This is a genomic window from Acidobacteriota bacterium (genome assembly GCA_035471785.1).
Lineage (GTDB): Bacteria > Acidobacteriota > UBA6911 > RPQK01 > DATIPO01 > JANQFM01.
In genome coordinates this window covers 26,284-43,392 of the sequence record DATIPQ010000103.1, presented here as the reverse complement: position 1 = coordinate 43,392, position 17,109 = coordinate 26,284, and the positions used below count along the sequence as shown (strand labels likewise).

The 17,109-nt window shown below is 62.3% G+C and carries 13 protein-coding genes; 6 read left to right on the top strand and 7 right to left on the bottom strand.

What is annotated here, in order from left to right; translation table 11 throughout:
* Positions 1–18: 18 nt before the first annotated feature.
* Complete coding sequence (locus VLU25_15285) at positions 19–1,206, bottom strand: peptidoglycan DD-metalloendopeptidase family protein (GenBank protein ID HSR69299.1); 1,188 nt, start codon at positions 1,204–1,206, stop codon at positions 19–21.
* A gap of 155 nt (positions 1,207–1,361) precedes the next feature.
* The gene (coaD, locus tag VLU25_15280; GenBank protein HSR69298.1) at positions 1,362–1,862 is read right to left on the bottom strand and encodes a pantetheine-phosphate adenylyltransferase; all 501 of its coding nucleotides are present in this window, start codon (positions 1,860–1,862) and stop codon (positions 1,362–1,364) included.
* Between the two features lie 109 nt (positions 1,863–1,971).
* Here coaD and VLU25_15275 point away from each other — a divergent pair, with 109 nt between their 5' ends.
* A complete protein-coding gene (locus tag VLU25_15275) occupies positions 1,972–2,775 on the top strand; it encodes an SDR family oxidoreductase (GenBank protein HSR69297.1) in 804 nt (267 codons plus the stop codon).
* 4 nt (positions 2,776–2,779) lie between these two features.
* Here VLU25_15275 and VLU25_15270 read toward each other — a convergent pair whose 3' ends face one another.
* The 3 genes from VLU25_15270 to VLU25_15260 are packed head-to-tail and all read right to left on the bottom strand — an operon-like array spanning position 2,780 to position 7,088.
* Positions 2,780–5,368 carry an alpha/beta fold hydrolase gene (locus tag VLU25_15270; GenBank protein ID HSR69296.1) on the bottom strand — a complete coding sequence of 863 codons (2,589 nt, stop codon included), beginning with the start codon at positions 5,366–5,368 and terminating at the stop codon, positions 2,780–2,782.
* Positions 5,365–6,207 carry a lysophospholipid acyltransferase family protein gene (locus VLU25_15265; GenBank protein HSR69295.1) on the bottom strand — a complete coding sequence of 281 codons (843 nt, stop codon included), beginning with the start codon at positions 6,205–6,207 and terminating at the stop codon, positions 5,365–5,367. Before VLU25_15265 ends, VLU25_15270 begins: the two co-directional genes overlap by 4 nt.
* Positions 6,207–7,088 carry a GNAT family N-acyltransferase gene (locus VLU25_15260; GenBank protein HSR69294.1) on the bottom strand — a complete coding sequence of 294 codons (882 nt, stop codon included), beginning with the start codon at positions 7,086–7,088 and terminating at the stop codon, positions 6,207–6,209. Before VLU25_15260 ends, VLU25_15265 begins: the two co-directional genes overlap by 1 nt.
* Positions 7,089–7,853: 765 nt before the next feature.
* Here VLU25_15260 and VLU25_15255 point away from each other — a divergent pair.
* From VLU25_15255 to VLU25_15235, 5 genes are all read left to right on the top strand, one after another.
* Positions 7,854–8,465, top strand: a complete 612-nt coding sequence (locus VLU25_15255; protein HSR69293.1) for a helix-turn-helix transcriptional regulator — start codon at positions 7,854–7,856, stop codon at positions 8,463–8,465.
* 196 nt (positions 8,466–8,661) lie between these two features.
* Complete coding sequence (locus tag VLU25_15250; protein HSR69292.1) at positions 8,662–11,409, top strand: 2-oxoglutarate dehydrogenase E1 component; 2,748 nt, start codon at positions 8,662–8,664, stop codon at positions 11,407–11,409.
* 70 nt (positions 11,410–11,479) lie between these two features.
* Entirely contained in the window at positions 11,480–12,928 is a 1,449-nt protein-coding gene (gene sucB / locus VLU25_15245) for a dihydrolipoyllysine-residue succinyltransferase (GenBank protein ID HSR69291.1), read from the top strand.
* 72 nt (positions 12,929–13,000) lie between these two features.
* A complete protein-coding gene (locus VLU25_15240) occupies positions 13,001–13,144 on the top strand; it encodes a hypothetical protein (GenBank protein ID HSR69290.1) in 144 nt (47 codons plus the stop codon).
* A gap of 532 nt (positions 13,145–13,676) precedes the next feature.
* On the top strand, positions 13,677–14,372 hold the full coding sequence (locus VLU25_15235) for a helix-turn-helix domain-containing protein (protein HSR69289.1): 696 nt from the start codon (positions 13,677–13,679) through the stop codon (positions 14,370–14,372).
* A gap of 51 nt (positions 14,373–14,423) precedes the next feature.
* On the opposite strand, the gene xerD is transcribed toward VLU25_15235, so the two are convergent.
* Positions 14,424–15,377: a site-specific tyrosine recombinase XerD gene (gene xerD, locus VLU25_15230; GenBank protein HSR69288.1), complete on the bottom strand. Its 954-nt coding sequence runs from the start codon at positions 15,375–15,377 to the stop codon at positions 14,424–14,426.
* The gene (gene murJ, locus VLU25_15225; GenBank protein HSR69287.1) at positions 15,374–17,056 is read right to left on the bottom strand and encodes a murein biosynthesis integral membrane protein MurJ; all 1,683 of its coding nucleotides are present in this window, start codon (positions 17,054–17,056) and stop codon (positions 15,374–15,376) included. The genes xerD and murJ overlap by 4 nt, the downstream gene beginning before the upstream one ends.
* Between the last annotated feature and the right edge of the window lie 53 nt (positions 17,057–17,109).

Here is a 17,109-nt window from a genome sequence, read left to right as displayed (position 1 = left end):
ACAGGGGGCTTTACAGGATCAGGTAACTTCACAACCCTCGATGCGCTGAGGCATGATGCGGACCTGGAAAGCGTCGCGCAGGCGCTTGAAGGCGGGAAGGTGTTTCTCTTCCAGAGGCTTGTCGGAGGGCCAGGAGATCATCTGGCGGGGATTGATGTAGCGTCCCGAGCGGTCCTGAACGCGATAATCGAGGTGAGGTCCGGTGGAGACGCCGGTCGAACCCACCCTGCCCACCATTTGGCCTTGTTGCACCGCCTGTCCGACTTTGACGGCGATGCGGGAAAGGTGAGCATAGCCGGTGACGTACCCGTTGGCGTGGCGGACCCGCACCATCTTGCCGAATCCGCCGTTGCGTCCTGCCAGGATCACGCGTCCCGAGGCCGAGGCAAGGACAGGAGTGCCGTAAGGCGCACCGTAGTCGACCCCCAAATGGGGACGGCGGACTTTGTGGATGGGGTGAAAGCGGCTGTAGCTGTAGCCCGAGGTCACCCGCGGATTGAAAGCGAAGGGGACTTTGAGGAAAGCCTTGCGGACGGCCTGTCCGTCACGGTCGTAATAGATGTTCTTGCCGCGTTCCGGATGATGGAAGAGAAAGGCGTAGAAATCTTTGGAGCCGCTGGAATAGCGCCCCGCCAAGATGTCTCCGTAGCCGGCCGGCTCACCCTCCTTGAAGCGCCTCTGCACGATGACGCTGAAGGAATCGCCGGGCTGGGCGGTGGTGAAATCCACATCCCACTGAAAGAGGTTGGCGATCATCATGACGAGTTGGCTGTCTCCGCCCTGCTGCAGGATGCTGTTCCAGAGCGAGGACTCGATCACGCCTTCGATCTGAAACTCCTCGAGCCGGAAATCGAAGGCCAGGCGGTCAGCCCGGTATCCTCCCTGGGAGTCCGGCTCAATGCGCAGGAATTCCTCTTCGTCGATATCGTACTCCAGGGCTGCCAGGCTTCCTTCGCGGTCGCGCTCGATCATGAGCCGATGCCCCGCCCGCACGCGGGCCAAGTTGTAGACCGGACGCACGTCGTCGATCATGGCCTGGACCTGGGCCGGTGAAAAGCCCTCTTCAACCAAGGCCTGATGAAAGGAGGAACCGGAGGGAAACGGGCCCTCGCTGCGCAGGGGGAGGGTGGCTTCAGCAGAATCCGCCGCCAGGGGCGCTCTCTCGGCCTCAGCTTCGGTTTCCGAAGGCGCAAAGGCATGGCTCAAAGGGGCCGTGGAAGCCTCCGACCCCGTGCAGCCGACTTGCCAGGCTAAGCAAACGGTCAACAGGCTGCCCGCCCAAAACCGGCGTTTTCTCGTGCTGCCTTTCAAGCAGGTTTGATCAAGCTCGCGATTCCTCATCAAATCTCGCAGTCGCCCTCTTAGTTCTTGATGCGCCGATCCACCTTCTCCCGCAGCCGCTCTTCGACCAGCGGCGGGACCAGGCCCTGTACGGAGCCCCCCAAAGTGGCCACCTCGCGCACCAAACTGGAACTGAGATAGGAATATTCTTCGCTGGGAACCAGAAAAACGGTTTCCAGTTGTGGTCTTAAACGCCGGTTCATGAGGGCCATCTGGAATTCGTATTCATAGTCGGTGACGGCCCGAATGCCCCGCAGAATCACCTTGGCTTGCCGCCGCGAAACGTAGTCCACCAGCAGGCCGTTGAAGGAATCCACATGGACATTGTCCCATTGGGCGGTGACTTGCCCCAGCATGTCGCTGCGTTCGGCGATCGAGAAGAGGGGCTTCTTGCCCCGGTTGACCAGGATGGCCACGATGACCTCGCCGAAGATCTCCCGGCCCCGCTTGATGATGTCCAGATGCCCGTTGGTCACGGGGTCGAAAGAACCGGGATAAATGGCTTTCACATGCTCGCCCATCAGGGCGCATCTTATCGAAGTCAGGCTGAGCATGCCAATCTTCGTTTTGATTTCGCGCCCAGTAATCCGTATCCTTAACGCCGTCAAGGACAAGCCTAAGGAGAAGCCGATGAGCATGCAGTCGAGTGTGGAAGGACTTCTGGCCGGCAAGGTGGGGCTGGTATTGGGCGTGGCTCACAAGAGCAGTCTGGCCTGGGCCATCGCCCAGTCGCTGCACCAGTCGGGCATGCGCCTGGCCCTCACCTACCAGTCGGAACGTCAGGAGCGCAACGCCCGTAAGCTGGTGGAGGGGCTGGAAGGCGGCGAGAGCGTCCTGCTCCTGCCCTGCGACGTCACTTCAGACCAGCAGATGGACCAGGTCTTCGCTCGAGTCCAGGAAGAGGCGGGTCGGCTCGACACCCTGGTCCATTCCATCGCCTTCGCCCAGCGCGAGGACCTCAGCGGAGGCTTTTCAGAAACCTCGCGGGAGGGCTTCTCGCTTTCCCAGGAAATCAGCGCCTACTCTCTCATTGCGCTGGTGCGGCGGGCCGTGCCCCTGTTCGAGGAGGCAGGAGGAGGCAGCGTCATCACGCTCACCTACCTGGGCGGGGAGAGGGTCGTCGACAACTACAACATGATGGGGATCTCAAAGGCGTCCCTGGATATGTGCGTCCGCTATCTGGCGGCTGAGTTGGGAGCCAAGAACATCCGCGTCAACGCCATCTCGGCGGGACCTGTCAAGACACTTTCGGCGCGTGGGGTCTCGGGATTCACCAGCATCTTGGGCGTGATGGCCGAAAAGGCTCCCATGCGCCGCAACATCGAGGCTTCGGAAGTGGGCGCAACGGCGCTCTACCTGGCCAGTCCCCTCTCCAGCGGAATGACCGGCGAGGTGCTCCACGTCGACGCGGGCTACCACATCCTGGGCAATTGAACGGTCAGCGGCGCAGCCTGCGCAGGATGAGCCTGACCATTTCGCCCAGCGGCGCGGGACGGGCTTGCTTCAATCGCACGTTTTCCCGGCCGATCTGGAAGGCCCAGTTCCAGTGGCGGATCAGTTGCCGGTAGGCATTTATCAGTCCGCCTGAGTAGATATGGGTGGGTTCGGACGTCACTCCGTTGACCTCCAGCACCTTGAAGCGTCCTTGGCCTAGCGCCTGGTCGCTGGGGGAGCGTACGTCCAGGCGCCCGTAGAAGAAGCCCTCGAGACGGCGCGAGATGCGGTCCATGGCTTGGCCCAGTTGGGCACTGATCAACTCGCTCCCGTTCTCGAAGATGGCGCCGCGGGAATGGGTGCCGACGTGGGTGAGCTGCACTTCCTGCCCTTTTTCAGGGATCTCCCACAAACGTCCCCGCAGGTTTCGGAAGTAGTGAGAAGCCATGCAGACGGCCCTTTTGTCATCCAGTATCAGTTCCTCGATGGTGCGCCGTCCGTCTCCCTTCACCTTGGGCAGTATCTTGCGGGTGATGGAGGTGATGCGTCCTTTTTCTTCTCCGGGCCGGCGCACATAGAAGACCCCGAACTCGGGGCCCGAAGCAAAAGCCTGCGCCATCATTTGCCGCTCGGCCTTGTGCAGGATCTCGAGGGCTTGCTCGCGGTCCGTGGCCAGACTGACCTGAAACCCTCTTTCCCCCCGCTCGGGCTTGAGGATGACCGGAAAGTCCAATCCCTCCTCTTGCATCAAGGCCTGCAATGCCTCTCGGGCCTGGTCCGGCTCTCTGGGCAGCAGGCGGGCGGGCAGGGCGTGGTCCGCGGGCAGCTTTTCCAGCAGGGGCGACTTGGGTTCCTCGGTGAATCCGCCCTGGGGGATGGCGGGGTTGGCGGCAGTGAAGACGGTGATGGAGCGGTAGCGCAGCATCATCACGGCGATAGCGGCCACCACGGGAGGGTAGAAGGCCCACGGAGGCCAGAATTCCCAACGCAGCTTGCGCCGGACGCTTCCGGCCAGCAGCCTGCGTCCCCGCTTGTTGGCGAGGGGCAAAAGCACGCGGGCCGAAAAGAAGATGGCCGCCACCAGCGCGGCCAAGGCCAGCCAGGCGTAATCGTGAAAATAGTCCAGGTAGAGGAGCGCGTCCTGGCCCAGCAGCATGGAGAGCCCCACCAGACCGGGCGTCCAGATCACGGCCATGAGGACGAAGAAAAAAAGGAAGACGGCAAAGCTGGTGTTGAGCATGCCGGCGGCGAAGTAGGTGGGCAGGCGGCTGCCGGGAATGAAACGGCTGGCGGCGATGACCATGGGCCCGTTGGTGGCCAGCCAGCGGGAACTGCGGTCGATGTCCTGGTCGCGCAGCAGCCACTTCAGGGGGGCTCGCTGCAGGGCCGGGCGTCCCAGCAGCCGGCCCATCCAGAAAAGTCCCGCGTCGCCGATCACGATTCCCGTGAAGCAGGCGCTGACGCCGGTCAGGAAATCGATGCGGCCGACGGCGATCACCAGTCCTGCCAGGATGCAGGTAAGATCTTCGCTGACGAAGGTGGCCACCACGATGAGAAGCCAGAAGACCACCAGGGTAAGTCCTTGGGCCTTGGGGACGTCCCGGGGCCGGAAGGGACGTCGGGAGGCCTCGATCCTGGCAGGGTCGGCGTGGGCACGGTCGGGGGCCGTTCCCGCTTCAACCTGCTCGACGAAGGCCCCGATTTGGGCGGCTATGCCGGGACCGTCCAGGAAGACGCCGAAATGGCTGTCGCGGCGGATCTCGAGGATGCTCTGAGGGACCAGGCGATGGTGCTCGCGGGCCGCCCCGATGGGTACCAGGGGATCCTCTTGGGCGTGGATGATGAGCATGGGCTTGCGGTAGTCGCGCAAGATCTGGCGCAGAGGACGCTGGTCGGTGTCGTAGAAATTGCGTGCATACTCGACGCTCAAGAAAGCGTTGTCTAGGGCCCCGAAGTGGGGGAAGCCTTCGCGCAGTCCCCACAACAGCGCCAGTTGGATTCCGTGCACGAGATGGTTGAAATGGTAATTGCCCAGCAGTTCGATTTCCTGTACGCCAATGGCCGACAGCAAGACCAGGCTCTCCACCCGCTCGGGAGCCAGCCGCTGGGCTTGAAGCACCACGCCTCCTCCCATGCTGTAACCCACCCAGTGGGCCTTCTCCACGCCCAGCGCCTCCAGCCAGTCGAGCAGGTAGCCGGCGTGTGCCTCCACTCCGTAGTCGGGCACGTTGCGGGTGGAGGCTCCGAATCCCGGAAGGTCGGGGGTCAACACCCGCATGTCCGCCGCTAGAGCCGGAATGACACTGCGGAAGTTGGCCTTGTCACCGGGCGAGCCGTGAACCAGCACCACCACCGGGGCCGGCGAGCCGTCCGGGTCCTGCCCAGTGAGCGGGCCCCGGTCGAAATAGCTGATGGTGACCTGCGGCCGGTCCTGGTTGGCCTGGAGTTCGATGCTCCGCGCATCGGGCCACTGGTAAGGCGGCGGGGGAGGCGTCCACCAGCGGTAGAGATGGGAGAGCGCCAGCAGCAGCAGGTAGGTCGCCAGCAGGTAGCGCAACCAGGGGCGGCGGGCGCGTGCAGGAGAAGGACTCAAGCGGTTTCGCCCTCCGGGTTGCCCGGCTGGCGCACGGGACGGAACAACTCGCTGACGCCCTGCTGCAGGCGCCGCGCCATGTCCTTGCGGTCGCTTCCGCTCAGAGGCTGGGGAGCGAAGTCGAGATAAGCGTCGAATCCCGGCAGCGAGAGCATGCGCATCAGGTGGCTGGGCAGGGGCATCGGGCCCCACCAGCACACCACCAGCGAAGCCGGCGGGGAGTCCTCAGGCGTTCGATAGCTGAGGGCGCAATAATGCACCGGAACTCCGGCGTCCACGGCCGCTTGCAGCAGTGAAGGCTTGAAAGGCCGCACCCGGCTGCCGTCGGTAGAGGTGGCCTCGGGAAAGAAAATGATTCCTGTCGCCTCCTGGAGCCGGTCGGACACCAGGCGATTGACCCGCACCACGTCTTTGCGCAGGGTGCGGTCCACGAAGAGGGTGTCCACGGAACGGCACAGCCAGTTGATGAAAGGCCAGCGGTCGATGTCGGCTTTGGCCACGAAGACGCAGTCCAAATGACCCGCCAAGAGGAGAATGTCGACGTAACTGAGGTGATTGCTGACCAGCACGAAAGGCGGTTGCGGCGGACGGCCGCTGAGGTGGACCCGCATGCCGAAGATGGATTGCATTCCCCGCGACCAATGACGGAAGGCGAAGTAACGCCAGCGCCTGCGTCCCTGGTGAGCCAGGCGGGCCGGCGCCTTGCCGGCCAGGAAAAAGAGATAGACCAAGACGGTCCAAGGTATCAGCGCTCCCAGCCTCAAAGGAGCTCTGATGACGGCCGGCAGATGGGCCGGCCAGCCGAAGCTGTCCTCGGATGGGCGGGAGTCTGCTTTCATCACTGAAAGAAGAGCCGATACTTCTCGCGATTCAGATCGGCGATGTCCAGCAGCACGAAGAAATCGATGGTCTTGAAGGCGGCGTCGACGGCCGGTCCGCTGCAAACCTTGGCGTTGTAGCGCAGGTAGGTCCGGAAAAGAGTCGGGATCTCCAACTGCTCAACGGGCTCGACATCCTCGCACGGCGGACACTCGAAGCCCTCTTTGGGCTTCACCTGAAAGCTCGGATGAATGTGCCCCTCTCTGCGGAAGTAACGCAAGGCCAGGTGCCCCACCTGGGGATCCTGAGAGTTCAGCGAGCAACATCCGAAGAGTCTTCTCTGACGGTTGAAGGAAAGATATAGGGCCAGCGCCTTCCAAAGAAGAAAGAGGACCCGCTTGTTGCGGTGCGAACGCAGCACGCAGGCACGCCCGATCTCCATGGAATTGTGCAGGATCTCCTCTGGAAGGGGCCGCAGGTCGAACTCGGTTTCCGAATAGAATCCCAAATTGTTGCGGGCCATTTCCGAGGTCTGCAGGCGGATGGTTCCAACAGGGCGCTGCTCCTGACGGCTGAGGACCACGGCATGATGACAAACCGCGTCGAAGGGGTCTTCGTCGCGTCCGCTCAAATAAGACTCGTCCAGCCCCTCGCCCAATTCCAGATTGAAGACCTCGAAGCGCAAACGGAGGATCTGTTCCAATTCCTGAGGTGAGCGGGCGAAGCGCACCACGTAGTCTCCCTGGGTCAGCTCGGTCTCGGGGAGATTGCCGCGCGCAATGGGGTAGACGGCGCTGATGCCGGTCGACCCCTGCTGATCAAGTTTGCGCCTCTGCCGTCCGCCGGGAGGTTCGCCCCGGCCCTCCGATTGAGGCTCTTTGATCGTCGATTCGTTGCTCATATGCGTGGGCCTCCGATTAGTGCCGCCGCCCTCTAAGGGTGGTGGACTGATCCCCTACATTTCCTCATCAGCTAGGGACGAAGAAATGCATTGATTCATTAACCGTTTCGTCCCAGAAGCGGTTTTTCACCAATCGCCCTTCCTCGAGCGTCGGAGTTCTCCAACAAAGCGCAACGGCAGGATACCAGAAGACCTCCGACCGCGCTCGCCGAAAAGGGAGTTTTCAAGCCAAGATGAGGCGATCCGCGGCCTTCCTCGCCCTGGTCTCTCCGCCAGCTCCTCCCTCTCTCGAAGCCGGGATGCGGACCGCAAGGCGATAGGAAAAGAGAAGAAAATTTGCAAACAAGCAACTGGGCAGTATAGAATTGCAAAACTTTAAGCTGGCGGGTATCAATTGAACAGCGAATGTTCTTGCATGCCAGCATGGTTGGCGGGGGACGGAGCAAGCTTCACTGAGCCACCGGATTTGTTGTCTTACAAACAGGCGTGGCGTTTTTTTGCCATAATGTCTGTGCCATGCGTGAGTCCGGTCCCTCCAACAGAGGAAAGCAAGATGGTTGCACAGGGGTGAAGGAAAAAGATCTTTTTTTTTCTTCTACCTCTTGCTTTTTTCCCGATTGTGATATCCAATGAGGAAACCGGAAAGCCTGGCAGAGCGCTTCACTGTCCGCTAAGGGCCTGAAAAGCCTGGAAGAATTTGCGAAATCGGAGGATTGCAAGGTGAAGCAGTTCTTTCCAGAGAACCGAAACCACTGGGGGTAGACAATGAGAAGATCCGGCAAATCGACCAGCGTCATCAACAATTACGTGGGAGACTGCATCCGGCAGATCCGCATCGCCAAGGAAATCAAAGTCCAGGATATCGCCAAGCATGCCGGTATTCCCGCCAGTTCCTATTCCTGCCTGGAAGGCGGTCGATACAAGATCAACCTTGATAATCTGTTCCGCATCCTGCAAGCGCTGGACTGCGACATCACCGACGTGTGGCCGCAGGGAGATGTACCCGACGTTGACGTCATCAGCGAAAACGATATGCAGAAGATCGTGGACGAGGCCATGCAGAGCAAGCCTCCCGTGGTTTCCCTCGACGACGTGGTGGAAGCCGTCTGCCGTGTGTGCGGCATCAAGGAGATCCGGCGGGGGCCCGAGATCAAGGCCAAGCAGGCCTTTGAAGCCCAAGCCTTGTGCGCTTGCCTGGTGAGGGAACTGCCGCAGCTTTCCCTGACCAGCCTTTCCCATAAGCTGGGCGTTCACATCTCCTCCTTGAGCCGCCGCGCCACCCGCATGATGGAGATGGCCGATGAAGATCCCGAGCTGGAACAGAAAATCAACGACGCCCGCGAAGAACTTCACTACATCATGGGCAGCGAGGACTGAGAGCTGACGGCGGACCAAGGCGGCTTCTCGGGGCCGCTGGTCCGTCGCTCCTCCGGGGCTCCCCCCTGGTCCCCCGGCAGCGCTTGGACGCTTCCCTTTTGTGCCCTCGAAACCCGCCATACCTCCTGCTCGTCTATAATGGAGGCCTTGACGGAAGGAGAGCGCTAGTAAAGTGTCCACGTCCGAGTCAGCTGTCATGCGCAAGGCGTCCGCGCCCCTATCAGCTAGTGCGGACTTCATCGAAGAGCTGTATCGCCGCTGGAAAGAGGACCCCGAGTCGGTTTCGGCTGATTGGGGACACTTCTTCCGCGGATTCGAGATGGGTCTGGGCGACGCCGATCCCCGCGCCGAGCGGGGACAGAATCGCGTCGACCGCCTGGTGGAGGCCTACCGCGCCCAGGGACATCTGGCTGCCCGCGTCGATCCGCTGGGCGATCTGCCCACGCGGGCCCATTCCCACCTGGAGCCCGCTCGATTCGGGCTTTCCCAGGAGGAACTCGAGGAGGAGTTTGAAACTGGACTTAAGGGCCCCCCCAGCCGCGCTCCCCTCAAAGAGACCATCGAGATCCTGCGCCAGACCTATTGCGGCAGCGTGGGAGTCGAGTATCTGCACGGCAACGACCGCGAGATGCATGACTGGCTGGAAGAGCAGATGGAGCCGGTCCGCAACCAGCCCTCCTTCGACCGCGCCAAGCGCTTGCAGATACTCCGCCAGTTGACCGACGCCGAGGTCTTCGAGAACTTCTTGCACCGCCGCTATCCGGGTCAAAAGCGCTTCTCTCTGGAAGGCGGCGAGAGCCTGATCCCCTCCATGCACTTCTTTATCGAGGCGGCGGCTCAGGCCGGGGTGCAGGAAGTGGTGGTGGGCATGGCTCATCGCGGACGCCTCAACGTCCTGGCCAACATTCTCAACAAGCCTTACGCCGAGATCTTCTACGAGTTTGAAGACGTCGATCCGGCGGCCGTCGACGGCGACGGCGACGTCAAGTACCATCGCGGTTACTCCAGTCAGCACAAGTCCGAGTCGGGCGCCGAGATCAAGGTCAGCCTGACGGCTAATCCCTCCCATCTGGAAGCCGTCGATCCGGTGGTGCTGGGACGCACCCGGGCCAAGCAGCGGCGCCACGACGACATCAAGGAACGCCGCAAGGTGGTCCCCCTCTTGCTCCACGGCGATGCCGCTTTCTCGGGACAGGGATTGGTGGCCGAGGCTTTCAACCTCTCGGAACTGCCCGGCTACCGCACCGGCGGATCCGTCCACATCGTGGTCAACAACCAGATCGGTTTTACCACCTCCCCGGAAGACGCCCGCTCCACCCTTTACCCCACCGACGTCGCCAAAATGGTGGGAGCGCCCATCTTCCACGTCAACGGCGATGACCCCGAGGCCGTGGTCTACGTCACCGAACTGGCCCTGCGCTTCCGCCAGCAGTTCGCCAAGGACGTCGTCATCGACCTGGTCTGCTACCGGCGCCACGGCCACAACGAGGGGGACGAACCGCGCTTCACTCAACCACAGCTCTATAAGAAGATCGAGAACCGCCCGCCGGTGCGCGAAATCTACATCGACCACCTGGTCGATTGCTGTGAGCTGAGCGAGGAGGAGGCGGAGGAGCAGAGGAAAGAATTCGATCAGCGCCTTCAGCAAGAGTTGGAGACGCTCAAGCAGGACCAGCCCGAACTGGTGCCCCAGGCTTTCGGGGAATTGTGGGAAGGTCTCGACCAGCCCTACTCCCATGAGCCGGTGGAAACCAAGGTCGGCCACGACGACCTGGTCAAGGTGGCCCGGGCCCTCACCACCGTCCCCCAAGGCTTCGCCCTCAATCCCAAGATCAAGAGGGCCCTGCCCAAGCGCATGGAAGCGGTGGAGGAGAAAGGCGACATCGACTGGCCCTTCGCCGAGTTGCTGGCCTTCGGTTCGCTCCTGATCGAGGGGCTTCCGGTGCGCCTTTCCGGACAGGACTCGGCGCGAGGCACCTTTTCTCAACGTCACTCGGTGTGGCAGGACACCAAGACCCAGGAATCCTACATCCCGCTGGAGCACATCGAGGCCGGGCAGGAGCGCTTCTGTGTCTACAACAGCATGCTCTCCGAGGCCGCGGTGTTGGGCTTCGACTTCGGATACGCTTACTCCGAGCCCTACATGCTGGTGCTTTGGGAAGCTCAGTTCGGCGACTTCGCCAACGGAGCCCAAGTCATCATCGACCAGTTCATCGTCTCTTCCCAGTCGAAGTGGAAGCGGACCGCCGGACTGGTCATGTTGCTGCCCCACGGCTACGAGGGACAGGGACCGGAGCACTCCAGTGCTTATTTGGAACGCTACCTGGCAGCCTGCGCCGAAGACAACATCCAGGTCTGCAATCTGACCACCCCGGCCAACTATTTCCACGTCCTGCGCCGGCAGCTCAAGCGGCCTTTCCGGCGTCCCCTCATCATCATGGCGCCCAAGAGCCTGCTGCGTCACAAGCTCTGCGTCTCTCCCCTGGAGGACTTCAGCCAGGGACGCTTTCAAGAAGTTCTGGACGATCCCGAGCAGCCCCGCCAGGCCAAGCGGCTGGTGCTGTGCAGCGGCAAGGTCTACTATGATCTGCTGCAGCGCCGCCAGGAGAAGGAAGAGGCCTCGGCGGCCCTGATCAGGGTGGAACAATTCTACCCCTACCCGCTGGAGCAGTTGCGCAGCGTTGTGCAACGCTACTCCCACATCGAGGAAGTGGTTTGGGCTCAGGAAGAATCGGCCAACCGCGGCGGCTGGATGTTCATGCACCCCCGGTTGCGCCGCTTGTTTCCCGATTTGCCCCTCAATTACGTTGGACGAGATCCCAGCTCCAGCCCGGCCACCGGGTACCATTCCGTGCACGCAAGGGAGCAGCAGGAACTGGTTGAAGCCGTCTTTCAAGCTGAAGATGAACGTCCTGAAGCCGTCAAAGGCGGTGATTGGGCCTGATGTGCCCTGCCGCCGCAGCCTCTCACCGCATGGGCGAGTCGCCGGCTCAGATTGGAAAGGATAGTCCCCCATGATTGAAGTCAAGGTTCCCGAAGTCGGCGAGTCGATCAGCGAAGGCATCCTGGCCGCCTGGCTGGTCGAGGACGGCGACTTCGTAGAAGTCGATGACGAACTCTTCGAACTGGAAACCGACAAGGTGACCGTCACCATCAACGCCGAGCAGGCGGGCCGCATCGAACTCATGGTAAGCGCAGAGGAAGACGTCGAAGTGGGCCAGGTGGTGGCCAAGATCGACGAATCGGCCCAGAAAAGCGAGGAGGCCGAAACAGGGGAGAGCCAGGAGGCCGCCCCCGAGGAAGAGGAGGAGGAAAAGGCCGCTCAAGAAAAGCAGCAAGCCGGCCAGGGCAAATCCAAAGGCCAGAAAGAGGAGGCCCGGGAAGAGGAGGCCCGGGAAGAGGAGGCCCGAGAAGAGGAGGCCCGGGAAGAGGAGGCTCAGGAAGAGCGCCGGGAAGCCGACGAAAAGGAGGATTCCGCCGCCGGTCCGCAAGAGCGTCCCGGTCCCAAGCCGGTGCAGGCGCAGGATGAGGCGTCGGCCGCCTCCAAGCAGCTCTTCGTGCCACCCTCCGTGCGCCGCATGATCCGCGAGCACCAGATCGACCCCGACGACATCGAAAGCAGCGGGCGGCGCCTCAGCAAGGGCGACGTTATTCGCCATCTCAATCTCCTGCGCAGCGGCGCCCAGCCGTCTCAGGCCGCGCCCCGGCAGCAGGACCGCCCGGCGCCGTCCCCGACGCCCGAGCGTCGAGAGCCGGGGGAGACCGGCCGCCAAACGCGCAGCAAGATGAGTTCGCTGCGCAAGCGCATCGCTGAGCGCCTGGTTCAGGCCCAGCACACGGCAGCCATTCTCACCACCTTCAACGAAGCCGACCTGACCAACCTGATGGCCTGGAGAGATCGTCACAAGAAGGATTTTGAAGAGAAGTACGGCATCAAACTGGGTTTCATGTCCTTCTTCGTCAAGGCGGTCGTGGACGCGCTCAAGACCGTTCCCGAGGTCAATCGGCAGATCGAGGGAGAGGAGATCGTCGAGAACCACTACTATGACATCGGGATCGCCGTCAGTTCGGAACGCGGACTGGTAGTGCCCGTGCTGCGCCAGGCCGACCGCCTCAGCTTCGCCGAGGTGGAAAGCGAGATCGCCGAGCTGGCCCGCAAGGTGCGCGAGAAGAAAATCTCGCTGGACGAACTCAGCGGAGGGGTGTTCACCATCTCCAACGGAGGCGTGTTCGGTTCGCTCCTCTCCACTCCCATACTCAATCCCCCCCAAAGCGGCGTGCTGGGCATGCATTCCATACAAAGGCGCCCGGTGGCGGTGGGAGATTCGGTGGAAGTGCGTCCCATGATGTACCTGGCCCTCAGCTACGACCACCGGGTCATCGACGGACGAGAAGCCGTCACCTTCCTGAAACGCATTTGCCAGTGCGTGGAAGATCCCGAACGCATGATGCTGGAAATCTGAGCCTCCGATCTGCTAAAGTCGGCAAAGCGGGCCGTCCCCGTACAATCCGTCCGATCGAGGAGCCAGTCTGAAATGCCGCCTCTTCTCCATCATGAGCAGATGACGCTTTCCCTAACCCACCTGCTGATTTTGGGCCTGCCCTTCCTGGTGGGCGGCTTGGCCCGTCTCTATTCCCGCCTGCGCCTCTCGTTGCGCAGATCTTCACCTCGCCGCTAAGAGCAGGACCCCATGCCCCCGGCAAAGGGCGCCAAGCGATCTGTGGGCGTCCTCAGGGCCCTCGAGGTCTATCCCTCCGCAACCGCTTCAGTCCTTTACTGACACGTTTTCTTGATTAGCACATAACGGCTAGCAATCAATCGGCTCTGAATCCAGGAATTCTCGCAAAAATGGTCTTTTTATCTCGTCCATGGCGGGTGCGGGAACGTTAGAGGTAGAGGAGTCCGGCGCTTCGGGCTTGCCAGTCGGAAATCGCCGTGCGCTTTCATCCGCTGGAGCTAAGTCTCTGTAAACAATGTCTTTACTGGCGGGAACAGAGATTGATGGCTTGGCCACCGCGGATACTCCCGTCAAACCGTTCTGAAACCGATAGTGGAGTTGGGCTGAGCAGTGCCACCACGAAGGGATAGTTTTAACAAAAGCACCTTGGTATTTACAATATCGATTTGCTACCATGATTACCGCTTCAACGTTTGACGCAACCGCGGGCTCTGATTTTCAAGGTGCCTGCACAGTCAAGGTTTGGACCCGCATGCATACCCCTGGGCTCTTCCGCGAACGGCGGCTGGCGACCTGGGGAAACCTGGAAGGAAGCCTCGCATTGGGCAGCAAGACCGATCCGGTCAACGAATTCGTCTCCTCGACGGTGCGCAGGATCCGCATCGAGAAGGGAATTCGCGTGCAGGACATGGCCCGCCGCACCGGAATCCCCTTGGGGTCGTATTCCTGTCTGGAAACGGGCCGCTACCGCATGAGCCTCGAAAATCTCTTCCGCATCCTGCAGGTTCTGGGCACCGACATCCAGCAGGTGTGGCCGGGCGAGATTACGGAGTGGGTGGAGGAGGTCGACGACGAGTTCATCGAGAAGTGGGTTGAGCGGGCCCGCGCCCGCCAGGTGCCCCAGGTCTCCCTGCAGGACGTGGAACAGGCGGTCTGTGAAACCTATGCCATCGACCGTCAGCAGTTGGCCTCGCCTTCCCGCCGCCGCGAACTGGCCGAAGCGCGGGCGGTGGCTACCGTGCTCGTCAAGGAAACGCCCCACCTCTCGCTGGTGGAATTGAGCCGGCTGATGCGCCGCGACGTTTCTTCGCTCAGCCACGCCCTGCGCCGCACCTATGACCGCCTCAGTTATGACCGCGCCCTGCGCCTCAAGATCCGCCACGCCCGGCGAACCCTCAACCGCCTGCAGCGCGAAGCCGCCCGACGGGTCGGCGCCGAGCAGGAATAACGAGCTGATTCTTGGGCCAACGCCGACGGGGTGCGGCAGGCAGACCCACTCTCATTCCGGGAGTTGGTTTTTGGAGTCCGGTAGGTGCGAAGCCCGGGCTCGCGGATGGCTCTTGTCGTAGATCTTCTTGAGGCGTTCGCGGGCCACGTGGGTGTAGATCTGAGTGGTGGAGATGTCGGCGTGTCCCAGCATCACCTGAACGGCCCTGATGTCGGCTCCGTTCTCCAGCAGGTGGGTGGCGAAACTGTGGCGCAGCTTATGGGGCGAGAGTTTGGCCTTGCGGATGCCGGCCTGGTTGCCGTAGCGGACCACCAGCTTCCAGAAGAGCTGCCGGCTCATGCATCCGCCCTGCTGGGTCAGGAAAAGGTAGGGGCTGGGGCCGGTTTTCCCGGTGAACTGCGGACGGCCTTGCCCGAGGTATCGTTCCAGCCATCCCAGGGCGGCGTCGCCGAAGGGGACCAGACGTTCCTTGGATCCCTTGCCCATGGTCATGAGGTAGCCTTCCTCGCGGTTGACGGCGTCCAGCCGCAGCTTGACCAGTTCGCTCACCCTCAGCCCCGTGGCGTAGAGCACTTCCAGCATGGTGCGGTCGCGCAGGCCGTAGCGCGTCGATAAGTCGGGCTGTTGCAAGAGGGCTTCCACCTCGGCGAATTCCAGGTACTGGGGCAGGGAACGGAAGACGCGGGGCGTTTCCAGGGTTTCCGAGGGATCGTAAGAGAGGTATCCGTCGTTGAGCAGAAAACGGTAGAAGGAGCGGAGGCTGACGATCTTGCGGTGGACGGATGCCGAGGCGAGCCGACCGTGCAGTTCGCGCAGGTAGCGCGTCAGGTGGGCCTTTTCGGCTCGCAGAGCCGTGACCTTCTCCTGCCGCGCCAGAAAGTCGAAGAACTGCTGCACGTCTCGGCGGTAGGCCTTGACGGTGTTGGAGGCGAGTCCGCGCTCAACCTGCAGATAGCGGATGTAGCCGTCGAAGGCCCGCTCAGCGTCTTTCTCCCCCCTGCTCATTTGTCTCCTTCCTGGCGGCTGGCTCCCCTGCCGCGGCCGGAGAGGCGGTTGCGCAGCCCGGCGGTCAGTTCCTTGACTTCTTCCACACCCAACACCAGGCAGCAGGCGAAGTAGAGAGCGCCCCCCCCGGCGATGCAAGCCGCCAGCAGGAGGGCCTGGCTCCAGCGCGAGCCCGAGAGCCACTCCCCGAGGGCGGAGTGCAGCAGATAGACGCCGATCGTCATGACCGCCGTGGCGCCGGCCATTCGGGCCAGGGCCGGAGCTAACTGGGCCCGCATGCTGCCCAGGCGGATGCGCAGCGCGCGCGCCAGCAATCCCACCTGCAGGCTGATGGAAACGCCCGTCCCCAGAGCCAGTCCCAGGTAGGCGCTGCGCGGAGCCACGGGCTGCAGCACCAGGAATACCAGGGTCAGGCTGAAGACGACGTTGACCGCCACCGAAAGTATGCTGATGCGCACCGGAGTGCGGGTGTCGTCGAGGGCGTAGAAGGTGGGGACGTAGACCTTCTGGCAACTGTAGGCCGGAAGGGCCACGGCGTAGACCATGAGGGCCAGGGCGGTGGCGTAGGTGCTTTCGGCGCTGAAGCGGCCCCCCTCGTAGAGCAGTCTGACCAGAGGTTCTGCCAGCAGCAGCATTCCGGCCATGGAGGGCAGGGCCAGCAAGGTCACCAGCCTCAAGGAATGGCAGACGTTGGCCCGCACCTCCTGCTGGCGTCCCTCGGCGGCCAGCAGGGAAACGTTGCGCAAATTGACGGTTCCCACGGCCACCCCGAACATTCCGATGGGCAGGTAAATGATGCGGAAAGCGTAGCCCAGCCAGGACACGACTCCATCGCTGGGCTCCAGGTAAGATGCCATCTGCATGCTGATGAGGACATTGGCCTGCACGGCGCTGATCCCCACCACCGCCGGCCCCATCAGCCGCAGGATTCGCCGGATGCCGGGGTGATTGAGGTCGAGTCCCGGACGGAAGCGGAATCCGTTGCGGCGCATCAGGGGCACCTGTACGGCGAACTGAAGCACGCCTCCCGCCAGCATTCCCAGGGCGAGTCCGGCGGCGGGATTGTAACCCTGGGACTCCAGATAGGGCGCCAGGGTGAATCCCGAGACGATCACGGCCAGGTTGAAGAAAGCAGGGGCCAGGGCCGGCAGAAAGTAGTGTCCCAGGGCGTTGAGGATGCCCATGGCCACCGAAGCCAGCGCCACGAAGAGCAGAAAAGGCGACAGGATCTGCAGGAGGAAGGCCGTCAGACGGGCCTTTTCGGGATCATCGGCGAAACCTGCCGCGGCCAGCAGCATGGCTTGACGCGGAAAGGCCAGCAGCAGCAGGGCGAAGGCGCTCAGCACCATCATCAGCAGACTCATGACCAGGCCCGCCAGGTGCCAGGCCTCACTCCTCGACTTGTTGCGCAGGTAGTCGGTGAAGGTGGGGACGAAGGCCGATGAAAGGGCTCCTTCGGCAAAGAGGTCGCGCAGCAGGTTGGGGATGAGAAAGGCCACCCGCAGGGCGTCCATGGCCAAGCTGGCGCCCAGCAGGCGCGAGAAAACCATCTCCCGCACCAGCCCCAGGATGCGGCTGCACAAGACGGCCAAAGAAACCAGTCCGGCGGCGCGGGCCGCCTCGCCCCTCTGACCGTTGCCCCGCGCCGGCTGAGGATCCTTCTCAGATTGACTGCTCATGCGTCTCCACGCCCATCCCTATTAGTCGCCGCATCTTTAGCGATGGGTCCGCG